We start from the raw sequence: 14036 nt of genomic DNA on the forward strand, positions 1-14036 counted from the left end.
TTCCGTGGGCTGCGGCTGACCGTACCCGGTCGACTGCCCACGTGTTCCGGCCACGCACCGCGTGCGTTCCGCGGCGACCGGCCCGCTCGTCTCAGTCGACGTCGACCTCGGCCCACCCGTCGAAACGGCCGATCTCGGTGACACGGACCACGGCCTCCCCCGCGTCGTCCGAGGCGTCGAGGTCGATGGTCGCCGAGAACCCGAAGTCCTTGTCGCCCGCCGGATCGGCGAAGATCTGTCGCGCACGCCAGGTCCGACCCTGCTCGGAGAGCACGAGGTACTGCATCGACCGGGCCTCGGCGTCGATGCCGATCGTGTCGTGCTCGTCGTAGTACTCCTCGAGCACGGCGTCCCAGGCGTGCTGGTCGAAGCCGGCGGTGGCGTCGAGTTCGCCGAGGCCCTCGATGTCGTCCCGCGCGGCCAGCAGCACCCGCTGGAACAGGGCGTTGCGGACCAGGACCCGGAAGGCCCGGACGTTGCCGGTGAGTCGGGCGGGCTGCGGCGGCGCGATCTCGTCGTGTTCGGCCTCGGCGAGCGCGATGTCCCCGTTCATCAGCGCCTCCCACTCGTCGACGAGCGAGGAGTCGACCTGGCGCACGAGTTCCCCGAGCCACTCGATGATGTCGTCGAGCTCCTGGGTGCGGTGCTCGTCCGCGATGGTCTGTCGCATGGTGCGGTAGGCGTCCGAGAGGTACCGCAGGACCAGCCCTTCGGAGCGGGTGAGCTGGTAGAAGCGCACGTAGTCGCCGAAGGTCATCGCCCGCTCGTACATGTCGCGGACGACGGACTTCGGGGACAGCGAGAAGTCGAGCACCCAGGGCTGTTCGTCGGCGTAGCTCTCGTACGCGGCGGTGAGCAGTTCGTCGAGGGGCTTCGGCCAGGTGACCGCTTCGAGGAGCTCCATCCGCTCGTCGTACTCGATGCCCTCCTGCTTCATCCGGGCGACCGCCTCGCCACGTTCCTTGAACTGCTGCTGCGACAGGATCGCCCGCGGGTCGTCGAGGGTTGCCTCGACGATGGACACCATGTCGAGGGCGAAGGTCGGCGACTCGGGGTCGAGCAGTTCGAAGGCGGCGAGCGCGAACGGCGACAGCGGCTGGTTGAGCGCGAAGTTCGCCTGCAGGTCGACGGTGAGCCGGTAGGTGCCGTCGACCTTCTCGATCACCCGGGCGTTGATGAGGGTCCGAGCGATGGTCAGTGCTCGGCGGGCCATCGCGAGTTGTCGGGCGCGGGGTTCGTGGTTGTCGTAGACGAGCGAGCGGACGTCCTCGAAGGCGTCCCCACCGCGGGCGACGACGGACAGCACCATCGCGTGGGTGATCCGCATCCGGGACGCCATCGGCTCGGGCTCGGCGCCGATCAGCCGCTCGAAGGACGCCTGCCCCCAGGACACGAAGCCCTCGGGTGCCTTCTTCCGCTTGATCTTGTTCTTCTTCTTCGGGTCGTCCCCGGCCTTGGCGACGGCGCGGGCGTTCTCGATGTCGTGCTCGGGCGCTTCGGCGACGACGTCGCCCTCGGTGTCGTACCCGGCACGTCCGGCACGGCCGGCGATCTGGTGGAACTCGCGGGCCGAGAGCTGGCGCATCTTGGTGCCGTCGAACTTCGTCAGGCCGGTGAACAGCACGGCGCGGATCGGCACGTTGATGCCGACGCCCAGGGTGTCGGTGCCGCAGATGACGGGCAGCAGGCCGCGCTGGGCGAGCTGTTCGACCAGGCGTCGGTACTTCGGCAGCATGCCGGCGTGGTGGACGCCGATGCCCGCGCGGATCAGGCGTGACAGGGTCTGTCCGAACCCGGCGCTGAAGCGGAAGCCGGCGATGGCCTCGGCGATCTGGTCTCGGCGTTCGCGGGAGGCGACCTTGGCCGACATGAGCGCCTGGGCGCGTTCGAGGGCGGCGGCCTGGGCGAAGTGCACGATGTAGACGGGCGCCTTGCCCTCCTCCAGCAGGCGCTCGACGGTCTCCTGCACCGGGGTCATCACGTACTCGTACTCGAGCGGCACGGGGCGGGAGACGCCGGTGACCCGTGCGGTCGGGCGTCCGGTCCGGCGGGAGAGGTCGTCCGCGATGGTCGTGACGTCGCCGAGGGTGGCGGACATGAGCAGGAACTGTGCCCGTTCGAGCACGAGCAGCGGCACCTGCCAGGCCCAGCCACGATCGGCGTCGCCGTAGAAGTGGAACTCGTCCATCACCACGACGTCGACGTCGGCGTCGGGCCCCTGGCGTAGCGCCAGGTTCGCGAGGATCTCGGCGGTGCAGCAGACGATCGGGGCGTCGGCGTTCACCGCCGAGTCGCCCGTGACCATGCCGACGTTCTGGGCGCCGAACAGGTCGACGAGCTGGAAGAACTTCTCGGAGACCAGGGCCTTGATCGGCGCGGTGTAGTAGCTGCGCTTGCCCTCCGCGAGTGCGGCGAAGTGGGCGCCGGCCGCGACGAGCGACTTGCCGGTGCCGGTCGGGGTGCTCAGGACGACGTTGGCGCCGGACACCAGCTCGATGAGGGCTTCGTCCTGCGCCGGGTACAGCGGCCGTCCGCCGGACTCTGCCCAGTCGGCGAAGGCCTGGTAGACGGCGTCGGGGTCGACGACACCGCCGGGGGCCGCCGGCATCGCGGCGACGAGCGGAGCAGCAGTGGTGGCGTCGGTCATGTGCCCATCCTCCCAGCCCGGCCGTGGCCGACGGACGGGAGGCTCGACATCCGTGGACAGACCCCGCACCTTCCACAGATCCATACGGCCGCATAGACTTACCCCGTGCGCGAACTCGGCTTCCTCTCCTTCGTCCCGAACCACGGCGGTACCGACGGCGCCGCGAGCGCCCTGGAGGACGGACTCCGGCTCTTCCAGACCGCGGAGACCCTGGGCTACGGCACCGGCTGGGTCCGCGGCCGGCACTTCGAGCCGTTCCTCACGAGCCCGATGCCGTTCTTCGCCGCCGCCGCCCAGCGGACCAGCACCATCGGCTTCGGCACCGCCGTGCTCGGCATGCGCTACGAGGACCCGGTGCGCCTGGCCGAAGACGCCAGCACCGTCGACCTGCTCAGTGGTGGGCGCGTGCAGCTCGGCATCAGCACCGGCATCGCCGGCTACGGCCCGATCCTCGACCCGGTGTTCGGCGGCTCCGAGCGGTCCTTCCGCGACGAGGCCGAGGCCCGCGCCGCCCGACTGCTCGAGGTCCTGCACGGCGACGCCCTCGGGTCGGCGGGCAAGGGCTACGAGAGCATCCCCGCCGGTGCCGAACTCACCCTGCAGCCCCGGAGCCCCGGTCTGCTCGACCGTGTCTGGTGGGGCGGCGGCAGCATGGGCACCGCGGTCCGCACGGCCGAGAAGGGCCTGTTGCTGCACTGCTCGACCCTGAACACCGAGGACACCGGCGAGCCCTTCGCGGTGGCGCAGGCGGCTCAGATCGAGGCCTACCGCGAGCGGTTCGCCGAGCTGCACCCGGACCGGCAGGCGAAGGTCGCCGTCGGCCGCATCATCGTCCCGCTGCTCGACGACCACGACCGCGCCGTGCACGAGGAGTTCCTCACCGGGTACGCAGCCGGCATGGACGACGAGGGGCGGCCGCTCTCGGGCCCGCCGTTCCGCTTCAGCAAGGTGCTCTCGGGCGAGCCGGCCGCCATCGTCGACGCCCTGCGCGCCGACCCGGCAGTGGCCGCGACCGACGAGCTGGTCGTGACCCTGCCCGCCAACGGTGACGGCGCCTCCCACGAGCGGATCCTGCGGATCATCGCCGAGGAGATCGCCCCGTCGGTCCGCACCGCCTGAGCAAGCGAGCACGCACCCACTCGAACAAACGAGCGAGCGGTACGCACGCACGCGAACGAACAGCAGGGAACATCCGACGGGGCCCACGAGTCGGTGAGTCCCGTGGGCTCCCCCGCCGGACGACCATCGGCGTCCCTGATCCGAACGCGATGGTGCACTCATCGTTCCACCTGCGCACCTCTTTGTCACACCCGGAGGAAGACGGGTACCGGCTGCCACAGTGCGCATCCCGGGAACGAGGATGCGCCCCCGCACCAGGTGCGGGGGCGCATCGGAACGCATCAGGACCACCGGGGCGTCCTCGGCCGGATCAGGAGGCCGCGACACACACTCGGCAGTCCTTCTTCGATGCGTGCGCCGACGGTAACCAGCCGACTGGCGCACCGGCAAGCGTACCGACGTCGTCGGAGGTGGTGCGGAAAATGGACGGATGTACAGCCTCCTCAGGCGCTCCAGTCCGAGGGTCATGCCGGCAGCCGCCGCCCGGGAGGGCACTCCGCCCCCGGACGGTACAGTCGCGCCATGGCACGACGGGGTTCGTACGCGAAGGGCATCGCGAAGCGCGAGGAGATCCTCGCCGTCGCGCTCGACCGCGTCGCCACACAGGGGTTCCGGCGGACGAGCATCCGGGACATCGCGGCCGCCGTCGGTCTCACCCAGGCCGGCCTGCTGCACTACTTCGACTCGAAGGACGACCTCTGGGTCGCGGTGCTCCGACGCCGTGACGAGGAGGACCGCGCGTCCCAGTGGGACGCCCCCGACCTCGCGTCGCTCCTGGCGTCGGTCGTCCGGCACAACGCCGAGGTGCCGGGGCTGGTCCAGATGTTCGTGAACCTGTCGGCGGCGGCGGCGACCGATCCGGAACACCCGGCGCACGCGTACTTCCGCGAGCGCTACGAGTCGGGTCGCGCCCGCATGACTGCCGACTTCCACGCGATGCAGGCGGACGGCAGGCTCCGGAGCGACCTCGACCCTGCGGAACTCGCGAGCGTCCTCCTCGCCGTCGCGGACGGGCTGCAGATCCAGTGGCTCTACGACCCGAGCCGCGACATGGCGCAGCACGTCGAACTCGTCACCCGGCTCGCGATGGCCCGGGTCTCGGTCGGCTCCTGACCCGGCCGGGAGGCTCGCCCACCCTCCGGCGGGCAGGTACCGCCCGTACCTGGTTGCGTCCACCACCGGCAGGGCAGGATGGGCGTGACCCGACCCGGGGTCTCGACGACGAGGTGGAGTGACGCGATGACGCGTGTAGTGGTGACCGGTGGCAGCGGCAAGCTCGGACGGGCGGTCGTCCGCGACCTGGACGAGCACGGCTACGACGTCGTGCTCCTCGACCGGGTGGCCTCCCCGGACAAGCCGGAGCGGGTGCAGTTCGTCCGCACGGACCTGACGGACTACGGCCAGGTGCTCAACACGTTACTCGGGGTCGACGACCGCTACGACTCGGTCGACGCGGTGGTGCACCTCGCGGCCGTGCCCGCGCCGGGCCAGGTGCCGGACGTCGCGCTCATCACGAACAACGTGACCGCATCGATCAACGTGTTCCACGCTGCCCGCGCAGCCCGCATCCGGAACGTGGTGTGGGCGTCCAGTGAGACGCTCCTGGGGATCCCGATGGGCGAGCACCACCCGCCCTACCTGCCTGTCGACGAGGAGTTCGCGGTCCGGCCGCAGTCGTCGTACTCGCTCGGCAAGGCGGTGGAGGAGGAGATGGCGCGCCACTTCACCCGCTGGGACCCGCAGCTGAAGATGATCGGTCTGCGCTTCTCGAACGTGATGGACGAGACCGACTACCCGGCGTTCCCGTGGGACGCGTCGCCGGAGGCGAAGACCTTCAACCTGTGGTCGTACATCGACTCGCGGGACGGCGCCCAGGCCGTGCGCAAGGCGGTCGAGAGCGAGCTGACCGGGTTCGAGGCGTTCATCATCGCCAGCCCGGACACCGTGATGGAGACGCCGACGCTGGAGCTCGTCGAGCGGTTCCTGCCGGACGTCGAGCGCCGTGCCGAGATCGACGGCACGAGTTCCCTGCTGTCCTCGGACAAGGCCCGCGAGCTGCTCGGCTACGCCCCCGAGCACACCTGGCGCCCCTGACCCCCTCGCGGGCCCCTACGCGGGGAGGAGCAGGCCGTCGAGGACCAGGTCGCGGAGGCGCGGCAGCAGGTCCGCGGACAGCGCCCGGTCGTCGACGCCGGTGAGCTGGGCGATCGCGCCGACGATCTGCCCGACCGTGAGCTCGCCGTCGGCCGCGCCGACGAAGGCGGCCAGCGCGGTGTCGGCGTCGACCCGTCGGCCGAACCCGCCGCCCTGCACGAGCGTCATCACGGTGGGGTCGTCGTTGCCCGGCCAGTAGTGCCGTTCCTCGGTGACGTCACCGGCGACCCGGAGGTGCGCGGCGGTGAACGCGTCGTCGTCCCGTCCGGCGAGCCACGAGACGGCGTCGAGGGTGCGGGCGATGGTCGCGCCCAGGCCGGCCGGGTTGGCGCCGAGCACCTGCGGGAGGCGCTCGAAACGGCGGAGGGCGGAGGTGCCTCCCGACCGGACGACGACGTAGCCGAAGCCGACCCCGGTGACGTGGCGGTCGCGGAAGTCGTCGAGCCAGGCGTCGACCAGGTCGTCGAAGACGGGCGTGCCGGGCTTCGTGCCGCCGTCGCGGATCCACGTCTCGGCGTAGGCGGGCGGGTCCTCGCGTTCCCGTTCGACCACCCACACGTCCACGTCGGTGTCGGCGAACCAGGAGCGGACGCGCTCCAGGCCGTCGTCGCCCCACCGGTGTTCCCAGTTGCCGAGCAGCTGCGCGGTCCCGCCGGGCTCCAGGTGCTCGGCGAGACCGCGGAGGACCGTCTCGACGAGCGCGTCGCCGACCATCCCGCCGTCGCGGTACTCGTAGGCGGGGACACCCTCGCGCCGAGGGGTGATCACGAACGGCGGGTTCGAGACGATGCGGTCGAACCGCTCCCCCGCGACCGGCTCGAACAGTGAGCCGTGACGGAACTCGATGCCGTCGATGCCGTTCAGCTGCGCGTTGAACCGGGCGATGTCGAGCGCCCGTCGGGAGATGTCGGTGGCGACGACCTGGTCGGCGAAGCGTCGGGCGTGCATGGCCTGGATGCCGCAGCCGGTGCCGAGGTCGAGCACCCGCCGGACCGGCACGGGCAGCTGCAGGCCGCTCAGCGTGGTGGTGGCGCCGCCGATGCCCAGGACGTGCTCCTCGCTGATGGCGTGGCCGAGGGCGAGTTCACCGAGGTCGGAGACGATCCACCAGCTGCCGGCACCCAGGTCGTCGACGAACGCGTAGGGGCGGAGGTCGACCGCGGCGGCGACGGAGTCCCCGTCGATGCGGAGGACCCCGGCCGCGACCAGGGCCGGGACGCCGGCGGTCGGGAACGCGGCCTCGGCGTCGGCCCGCGGCACCGGCAGACCGAGCACGAAGAGCGTGGCGGTGGTGGACAGCGGGGTCGTCGGGCGGGCGGCGAGGGCTCGGCGGGCGGCGACTCGGACGCCACGGTGCAGGGCCGCGGCGGCCTCGGCGCCCCAGAGCGCGTCGACGCCCTCGACCGTGTACCCGGCGGTGGTCAGGTCTGCGGCGAGCGCCGAGGTGACGGCGGGCTCGGCGACGACGTCGGGCAGGCGGACCGCGCTCACGCCGGTGTCGCCGCTCACGCCAATGCCTCGGCGCGGACCAGGCCGGCGGGCACCTGCCAGTCGAGGACCAGGTCGAGCAGGCCCGGGAACCGCTGCTGGACCTCCTCGGTCCGGACTCGGCTGACGCGGGTCAGCCCCTCGAGGTGCTGCTCGAGCAGCCCGGCTTCGCGGAGCACCCGGAAGTGGTGCGTCAGCGTCGACTTCGGCCGGTCGATGCCGACCCAGCCGCAGGAGCGCTCCTCGCCGGCACCGTCGACCAGGTACCGGTGCAGGATCGACAGCCGGATCGGGTCGGACAGGGCATCCAGGACGACCGGCAGGTCCATCTCGGCCGGCGTCGGCTGCGGAAGAGGGGTGTGCTGCGGGAGTGGTGCGGCTCCGTCGGTGCGCTCGGGCATGCACGGACGGTACCACTCCGCACCGACTAGTACGACTTGCGTCGTACAGCGCGAGTACGGTACGAATGCAGTCGTACAACGAAAGGGACGGCCATGCAGTCACCACGTTCCGTCGCAGGGTTCTGGATCCTCGCGACGATGCTCCTCGTCTCGGTCGCCTCGTCGGCCGTGCCGTCGCCGATCTACCCGGTCTACGCGGCCGAGTGGCACCTCACCCCGCTGATGCTCACCGCGGTGTTCGCGATCTACGTCGCCGGGCTCCTCCTCAGCCTGCTCATCGCCGGTCGGCTGTCGGACCACGTCGGCCGGAAGCCCGTCCTGGTCGTCGGCGGCCTCGGCGTCGCCGTGTCACTCGGACTGTTCGCCGTCGCCGACGGGCTCGGCGCGCTCATCGTCGACCGCATCGTGCAGGGTGTCTCGGTCGGGCTGCTCATCGGTGCCCTCGGAGCGGCACTCATCGACAACTCGCTCGAGCGGCACCCCGCGCTCGCGGGTGTCCTCAACGGTGTCATCCCGCCGATCGCCCTCGCCACCGGTGCCCTGTCGAGCGGGGCACTGGTCGAGTGGGGTCCCGCGCCGGAGCAGCTCGTCTACCTGCTGTTCGGCACGCTCCTCGTGCTGCTCGTCGTCGCGCTCGTGGTCGTCCCCGAGCAGGTCGTCCGTCGACCCGGGGCGCTGCGGTCGCTCCGTCCGACGGTGTCGGTGCCACGGGCCTCCCGGCGGCTGTTCCGCAGCGTCGCCGGGTCGCTCGTGTCCAGCTGGGCGCTCGGCGGACTGTTCCTGTCACTCGTGCCCTCCACCCTCGGCGCGGTCTTCGGCATCCACAACCACTTCGCCGCCGGCGCCCTGATCGCCGTCGTCACCGGCGTCGGCGCCCTGACCGGCCTGGCGATCCAGCGGGTCGACACCCGCAAGGCGGTCCTGCTCGGCCTCGTCGCGCTCGTCCTCGGGCCGATCGTCACCGTCACCTTCGTGGTCATGCCGTCGCTGCCCGGACTGGTCGTCGGCAGCGCGATCGCCGGTGTCGGCTTCGGCGCGGGCTTCCAGGCGCCGCTCCGGATGCTCCTCGCCACCGCGGCACCCACCCACCGCGCCGGACTGCTGTCGACGATCTACGTGGTCAGCTACCTGGCCTTCGGCGTGCCGAGCGTCATCGGCGGGTTCCTCGAGCCGTCACTCGGCCTGGTGCCGGTGCTCGCCGGCTACGGCGCGTTCATCGTCCTCGCGGCGCTCGTCGCCCTCGTCCTGCAGGTCACGTCGAAGGACGCGACCGAGGTGGAAGAGGCCGCGTCCGACGAGGTCGAACGCACCGCGACCGGATCGATCCGCACGGTCTGACGCGCAGCGAGCGGCGAGCAGACTGCGGGCGGCTACGAGCGACCGGTCCGCCGGTCAGTGCCCTGTCCGTGCAGTCAGTGCCCTGTCCAGCCGGTCAGTGCCCGGTCCGTGCGGTCAGTGCCCCGTCCGCGCTGTCTGGCCGCGCGGGCGCTGCACCCCGACGTTCCGGTGGGCCTCGGCGTGCGCGGCATCGACGTCTGCCTTGCCCTTGTCCGCGGCAGCCCGCATCCGCTTCGACGGCGCGTGGTGCTTCGCCCAGTCCCAGAACCGGTGCAGCTTCGCGCGGAGCCAGGTGATGATGCGGTGGAAGAAGTGGAACTCGCTCGCCAGGACCGTCAGACCGACGAACACGACGAGCCAGCCCGGACCGGGCAGCGGCACGAGGATCAGCCCGATCACGACGATGAGACCGCCGACGATCCCGACCAGGACCTTGTAGAAGAGGTGCACGTGCGGTCGGGCGTGGATCCACGTGCGCAGGTCACGGAACCACTGGAAGCGCTGCCGACCGGATGACGCGTCGGCAGCGGCACTCCGGGGAGGCTCAGTCGGGTCGCCGTGCATGTCCGCACGCTAAGGCGCGCGGCTGGGAAACCGCGGCGGAACAGGTCGGAGCAGGGTGGGGACCGCGCATCGCGACGTGCGTGCCGGGGTCTGCCGCGCCTCCCGTCCGGCCGGGAGGCCCGTCACGCGTGCGCGACGCACGTCGCCGCCCACGGGACCGCGGCCAGGCGCGCCTCCGGGATCGGCTCCCCACCCACCGCGCAGCGGCCGTAGGTCCCCGCGTCGAGCCGCCCGAGGGCCGCGTCGACCTGCTCGACGCGGCGGCGGGCGTCGTCCCGCACGGCACCGAGCGAGCCGCGTTCCCAGGCCAGGGTCGAGCCCTCCGGGTCGTGCTCGTCGTCGGTGTTCGCGCCGTCCCGCGCATCACTGACGTCCAGCATGCTGCGCTCGACGTCGACCAGCAGCTTCGTCGCACGGGTCCGTTCGGTCAGCAGGGTGGTCCGCGGATCGAAGTCCATGTCCTCGACCGTAGTCCGCCGGAATGCCCGCCCAGCCGGATGCGTTCGCATGCACATGACGAAGATCGGGTTCCTCTCCTTCGGGCACTGGCGTGACGTGCCCGGCTCCCGGGTGCGCAGCGCGCGCGAGTCCCTCGTGCAGGCGATCGACCTCGCCGTCGCGGCCGAAGAAGTCGGCGTCGACGGCGCGTACTTCCGCGTGCACCACTTCGCACCGCAGCAGGCCGCGCCGTTCCCGCTGCTGTCCGCGATCGCCGCCCGGACCAGCCGCATCGAGATCGGTACGGGCGTGATCGACATGCGCTACGAGAACCCGCTGTACATGGCGGAGGAGGCCGCGGCCACCGACCTCATCTCCGGCGGCCGACTGCAGCTCGGCGTGAGCCGGGGATCACCCGAGACCGCCCTCGCCGGCTACCGCTCGTTCGGCTACGTGCCCGAGTCCGACGACGAGAACGGCGCCGACCTGGCCCGGGACCACACCGCGGTCTTCCGGCGGGCGATCGCCGGCGAGCCGATGGCGAACGCGAACCCGCAGATGACCGGCGCGGTCGGCTCGCTGGCGATCACGCCGCAGTCCGACACCCTGTCCGAGCGCATCTGGTGGGGTGCCGGCACCCGGGCCACCGCGGAGTGGACGGCTGAGCAGGGCATGAACCTGATGTCGTCGACCCTGCTCACCGAGGACACCGGCGTGCCCTTCGACCAGCTGCAGGCGGAGCAGATCGAGCGCTTCCGCTCCACCTGGCGCGAGATGGGCTGGGAGCGCGAGCCCCGGGTGAGCGTGAGCCGCAGCATCATCCCGATCATCGACGACGAGTCGCGCCACTACTTCGGCGTTCGTGCGCAGGTCGAGGGCCAGGACCAGGTCGGACACCTCGACGGTGGTCTCGCCCGGTTCGGTCGGTCGTACATCGGCGAGCCGGAACAGCTCGTCGCGGAACTCGCCGCCGACCAGGCGGTCCGCGATGCCGACACCGTCCTGGTGACCGTGCCGAACCAGCTCGGCGTGGACTTCAACGCCCGGCTGCTCGCCGCCGTGAAGGACGTCTTCACCGAGGTGGACGCCGCTCCCGCAGCGGTCTGAGGTGGGGACCGGGCCGACCGGTCCCCCCTTCTGCCGACACCCGCTCTGGGGCAGCGGGGCGGGAAGGGTGCCGGGTACCGTCGGAACGCACTGACGGCCCCCGCACACACCAGGAGTTCCCCGTGACGCTGCCGGCCGCCGGCTGGTTCCCGGACCCACAGGACACCGCGCGACTGCGGTGGTGGGACGGTCACGCCTGGGGTGAGGCGACCCGGGTGCTCCCCCGCGAGGCACCGGACCCCGTCGTCCCCGTCCTCGCCGCGATGCCGGCCGGGCCGGCGTTCTCCGTCGAGGCGTCCGCCCGTGTCGTCGAGGCCCACTCCTGGGCGTACGGCAGCAGCGACCGACGGGTCTGCGTGTTCGCGGTGCTGGCCGTCGTGGCCGCGATCGTGTCCCTCGTCGTGAACCCCTGGGGGCTCGCCAGTCTGTTCGGCATCGCCGCGGGCCTGGTCGCCCTGGTCCGTCCGGGCGCCACCGGTCCCTGGCGGGTCGTCGGGCAGAGCATCGGGGCGTCCGCGCTCGTGCTCGCCGTCGCGACCGGGGTCGTCGTCGCGAACGGGCACCTGCACCTGTTCTGAGTCGCGCACCCGTCCGGCCGTCAGGCGTCGGTCAGTCGTCCGACGGCCGCCGACGCTGCTGCTTCGTGGCGGACCGCTGCTGCTTGCCCGCCAGGCGTCGGCGCTGTGAACCCCGTGTCGGCCGGGTCGCCCGCCGTGCCGGGGCCGGCGGGGCGAGCGCTTCCCGCAGGAGCTCGCGGAGCGCGTCGAGAGCAGCCTCACGGTTGCGCAGCTGGGACCGCCGCGCGGACACCGTCACGGTGATCGTCCCGGCAGCCGTCCGCCGACCGGTCCGCTCGAGGATCCGCGTCCGCTGCGCCTCGGTCACCGCCGAAGACCCCGCGACGTCCCAGGTCAGCTGGACACGACTGTCCGAGGTGTTGACGTGCTGGCCCCCGGCGCCGGACGACCGCGAGAACCGCCACTGCAGTTCCGACTCGGGGATCGTCAGCCCCGGCCCCACCTCGAGGTCCATGCGCCAAGGTTGCCACGGTCCGGGCGCCGCGGCCCCCCGCTCCGCCTACCGCCGCGCCCGCGGGTGTGCCGTCTGGTACACGTCCCGCAGCATGTCCGCCGTCACCAGCGTGTAGATCTGCGTCGTCGCCACACTGGCGTGCCCGAGCAGCTCCTGCACCACCCGGACGTCCGCGCCGCCCTCGAGCAGGTGTGTGGCGAACGAGTGCCGGAAGGTGTGCGGCGACACGTGTGCCGCCAGTTCGGCCCGCTCCGCCGCCGCCTGGATGACGAGCCAGGCGCTCTGCCGCGACAACCGGGCTCCGCGGGCACCGAGGAACAGCGCCGGCGTCGCGGACCCCCGGACGGCGAACACCGGCCGTGCCCGCACCAGGTACGCGTCGACCGCAGCCCGGGCGTAGCTGCCGAGCGGCACGATCCGCTGCTTGTTCCCCTTGCCGGTGACCCGCACCACGGAGACGTCGGTGTCCTCGTCCGACACCTCGTCGACGTCGGCGAGGGTCGTCACGTCGTCGACGGAGAGACCCACCGCTTCCGAGATCCGGGCACCGGTCGCGTAGAGCAGTTCCAGGAGCGCCCGGTCCCGGAGCTGCACCGGGTCGTCGCCCACGACGGAGCCGATCAGCCGCTCCATGTCGTGCACGGAGATCGCCTTCGGCAGCCGCATCGGGGCCTTCGGCGGGCGGACCGACGCACCCGGGTCGAGCGGCAGCCAGCCCTCCCCCGCGGCGAACGCCGAGAACGAGCGCACCGAGCTGAGCATCCGCGCGACCGACCTCGGCGCCAGCGGCCCCTCCGGACGGGTGGTGAGGTACTGCACGAACCCGGCGAGGTCCGCGCGCGCCAGACGTCCGACGTCCTCGAGCACCCCGGCCCCGCCGGCACGGTCTGCGCCGCTGGAGTCGACGACCGGCTGCGTGCCGATCCACTCGCCGAACATCGCGAGGTCGCGCCGGTACGCCGAGAGGGTGTGCGGCGACAGCCCCCGCTCGATGGCGATGTGCCGCAGGTGGTCCTGCACGGCACGCTCGAACGGCATCACCCGACGAGGCTACCGGGGGGACGAGACCGCCGGAGGCGGACCTGCCGAGCCCGCTAGCGGCGCTCGGCGGCCTCCACCGCGAGCGTCGCCACGATGAGCGCCGAGTTGTGCAGTCGTCCCTCGAGGATCCCGGCCACGAGTTCGGCGCGGGGCACCCAGCGGATCACGATGTCGGCCTCCTCGGCCTCCCGCTCGAACGCCGACGAGGTCGCCCGCACCCCGGTCGCCCGGAACACCTCGATGAACTCGTTGCTGCCGCCCGAGGACGTGTTGTAGCGGACCAGGTGCTCCCAGTGGTCGGCCTCGACGTCGGCCTCCTCGGCGAGCTCGCGCTTCGCGGCGGTCAGGTGGTCCTCGCCCTGGTGGTCGAGCAGCCCGGCCGGCAGCTCCCAGTCGCGCACCTGCACCGGGTGACGGTACTGCTGGATGACCAGGACACGGCCGTCCTCGTCCTCCGCGAACACCGCGACGGCGCCGGTGTGGTCGATGTACTCGCGGACCATGTCCTTGCCGTTGTAGTCGACGGTGTCGCGGGTGATGTCCCAGACCGCACCCTCGAACACCCGCTCGGAGGCGGTCACGTCGAAGGAGGCGGGTTCGTCGGCGATCGGTGCGTCAGTCACCTCGCCATCCTGCCCCACCGTCGACGACGAGCGTCCAGCCCGGCGGACGACGGACGGGAGGCTCCCCACCTGCTGGTGGGGAGC

The 14036-nt window shown here is 72.0% G+C and carries 14 protein-coding genes; 6 read left to right on the top strand and 8 right to left on the bottom strand.

Translation table 11 applies throughout. From position 1 onward, the window contains the following. Positions 1 to 91 precede the first annotated feature (91 nt). Positions 92 to 2647, bottom strand: coding sequence for a DEAD/DEAH box helicase (locus QCD68_RS11875; protein WP_441005184.1), 2556 nt, complete (start codon positions 2645 to 2647; stop codon positions 92 to 94). 105 nt (positions 2648 to 2752) lie between these two features. Between QCD68_RS11875 and QCD68_RS11880 the strand changes: the two genes are divergently transcribed. The 3 genes from QCD68_RS11880 (at position 2753) to QCD68_RS11890 (ending at position 5860) form a co-directional block, all read left to right on the top strand. Continuing rightward, the gene (locus QCD68_RS11880) at positions 2753 to 3766 is read left to right on the top strand and encodes an LLM class flavin-dependent oxidoreductase (RefSeq protein WP_301223157.1); all 1014 of its coding nucleotides are present in this window, start codon (positions 2753 to 2755) and stop codon (positions 3764 to 3766) included. 522 nt (positions 3767 to 4288) lie between these two features. Further along, on the top strand, positions 4289 to 4879 hold the full coding sequence (locus QCD68_RS11885; RefSeq protein WP_301223158.1) for a TetR/AcrR family transcriptional regulator: 591 nt from the start codon (positions 4289 to 4291) through the stop codon (positions 4877 to 4879). 126 nt (positions 4880 to 5005) lie between these two features. Then, the gene (locus QCD68_RS11890; RefSeq protein WP_301223167.1) at positions 5006 to 5860 is read left to right on the top strand and encodes an NAD-dependent epimerase/dehydratase family protein; all 855 of its coding nucleotides are present in this window, start codon (positions 5006 to 5008) and stop codon (positions 5858 to 5860) included. 15 nt (positions 5861 to 5875) lie between these two features. Here the strand turns inward: QCD68_RS11890 and QCD68_RS11895 are convergent, their stop codons facing one another. Further along, the gene (locus tag QCD68_RS11895) at positions 5876 to 7429 is read right to left on the bottom strand and encodes a N5-glutamine methyltransferase family protein (RefSeq protein ID WP_301223159.1); all 1554 of its coding nucleotides are present in this window, start codon (positions 7427 to 7429) and stop codon (positions 5876 to 5878) included. Then, the gene (locus tag QCD68_RS11900) at positions 7426 to 7809 is read right to left on the bottom strand and encodes an ArsR/SmtB family transcription factor (RefSeq protein ID WP_301223160.1); all 384 of its coding nucleotides are present in this window, start codon (positions 7807 to 7809) and stop codon (positions 7426 to 7428) included. The genes QCD68_RS11895 and QCD68_RS11900 overlap by 4 nt, the downstream gene beginning before the upstream one ends. Positions 7810 to 7902: 93 nt before the next feature. Here QCD68_RS11900 and QCD68_RS11905 point away from each other — a divergent pair, with 93 nt between their 5' ends. Next, entirely contained in the window at positions 7903 to 9147 is a 1245-nt protein-coding gene (locus QCD68_RS11905; protein WP_301223161.1) for an MFS transporter, read from the top strand. Positions 9148 to 9261: 114 nt separating this feature from the next. Here the strand turns inward: QCD68_RS11905 and QCD68_RS11910 are convergent, their stop codons facing one another. Together QCD68_RS11910 and QCD68_RS11915 are read right to left on the bottom strand one after the other, a co-directional pair. Next, positions 9262 to 9711: a TIGR02611 family protein gene (locus tag QCD68_RS11910; RefSeq protein WP_221850921.1), complete on the bottom strand. Its 450-nt coding sequence runs from the start codon at positions 9709 to 9711 to the stop codon at positions 9262 to 9264. 122 nt (positions 9712 to 9833) lie between these two features. After that, positions 9834 to 10169 carry a TraR/DksA family transcriptional regulator gene (locus tag QCD68_RS11915; protein WP_301223162.1) on the bottom strand — a complete coding sequence of 112 codons (336 nt, stop codon included), beginning with the start codon at positions 10167 to 10169 and terminating at the stop codon, positions 9834 to 9836. 49 nt (positions 10170 to 10218) lie between these two features. On the opposite strand from QCD68_RS11915, the gene QCD68_RS11920 reads away from it, so the two are divergent. Beyond that, positions 10219 to 11256 (top strand): LLM class flavin-dependent oxidoreductase, encoded by a 1038-nt coding sequence (locus QCD68_RS11920; protein ID WP_253464723.1) that lies wholly within the window; start codon positions 10219 to 10221, stop codon positions 11254 to 11256. A 122-nt stretch (positions 11257 to 11378) separates the two neighbouring features. Then, positions 11379 to 11834 carry a DUF2510 domain-containing protein gene (locus QCD68_RS11925; protein WP_301223163.1) on the top strand — a complete coding sequence of 152 codons (456 nt, stop codon included), beginning with the start codon at positions 11379 to 11381 and terminating at the stop codon, positions 11832 to 11834. 31 nt (positions 11835 to 11865) lie between these two features. Here QCD68_RS11925 and arfB read toward each other — a convergent pair whose 3' ends face one another. From arfB to QCD68_RS11940, 3 genes are read right to left on the bottom strand one after another with little or no spacing between them, the layout of a single operon-like run. Continuing rightward, positions 11866 to 12288 (bottom strand): alternative ribosome rescue aminoacyl-tRNA hydrolase ArfB, encoded by a 423-nt coding sequence (gene arfB / locus QCD68_RS11930; protein ID WP_301223164.1) that lies wholly within the window; start codon positions 12286 to 12288, stop codon positions 11866 to 11868. Positions 12289 to 12333: 45 nt separating this feature from the next. Next, positions 12334 to 13326, bottom strand: coding sequence for a site-specific tyrosine recombinase XerD (locus tag QCD68_RS11935; RefSeq protein ID WP_301223168.1), 993 nt, complete (start codon positions 13324 to 13326; stop codon positions 12334 to 12336). A gap of 56 nt (positions 13327 to 13382) precedes the next feature. Next, complete coding sequence (locus QCD68_RS11940) at positions 13383 to 13952, bottom strand: NUDIX domain-containing protein (protein ID WP_301223165.1); 570 nt, start codon at positions 13950 to 13952, stop codon at positions 13383 to 13385. Positions 13953 to 14036: the final 84 nt, after the last annotated feature.

Origin of the sequence: Curtobacterium sp. PsM8 (assembly GCF_030433875.1) — a bacterium.
Classification (GTDB): Bacteria; Actinomycetota; Actinomycetes; order Actinomycetales; family Microbacteriaceae; genus Curtobacterium.

Coding starts and splice junctions, on each gene's coding strand:
- QCD68_RS11905 (WP_301223161.1), top strand. CDS start 7,903: ATGCAGTCACCACGTTCCGTCGCAGGGTTCTGGATCCTCGCGACGATG.
- arfB (WP_301223164.1), bottom strand. CDS start 12,288: ATGGACCTCGAGGTGGGGCCGGGGCTGACGATCCCCGAGTCGGAACTG.
- QCD68_RS11885 (WP_301223158.1), top strand. CDS start 4,289: ATGGCACGACGGGGTTCGTACGCGAAGGGCATCGCGAAGCGCGAGGAG.
- QCD68_RS11910 (WP_221850921.1), bottom strand. CDS start 9,711: ATGCACGGCGACCCGACTGAGCCTCCCCGGAGTGCCGCTGCCGACGCG.
- QCD68_RS11915 (WP_301223162.1), bottom strand. CDS start 10,169: ATGGACTTCGATCCGCGGACCACCCTGCTGACCGAACGGACCCGTGCG.
- QCD68_RS11900 (WP_301223160.1), bottom strand. CDS start 7,809: ATGCCCGAGCGCACCGACGGAGCCGCACCACTCCCGCAGCACACCCCT.
- QCD68_RS11935 (WP_301223168.1), bottom strand. CDS start 13,326: ATGCCGTTCGAGCGTGCCGTGCAGGACCACCTGCGGCACATCGCCATC.
- QCD68_RS11890 (WP_301223167.1), top strand. CDS start 5,006: ATGACGCGTGTAGTGGTGACCGGTGGCAGCGGCAAGCTCGGACGGGCG.
- QCD68_RS11875 (WP_441005184.1), bottom strand. CDS start 2,647: ATGACCGACGCCACCACTGCTGCTCCGCTCGTCGCCGCGATGCCGGCG.
- QCD68_RS11920 (WP_253464723.1), top strand. CDS start 10,219: ATGCACATGACGAAGATCGGGTTCCTCTCCTTCGGGCACTGGCGTGAC.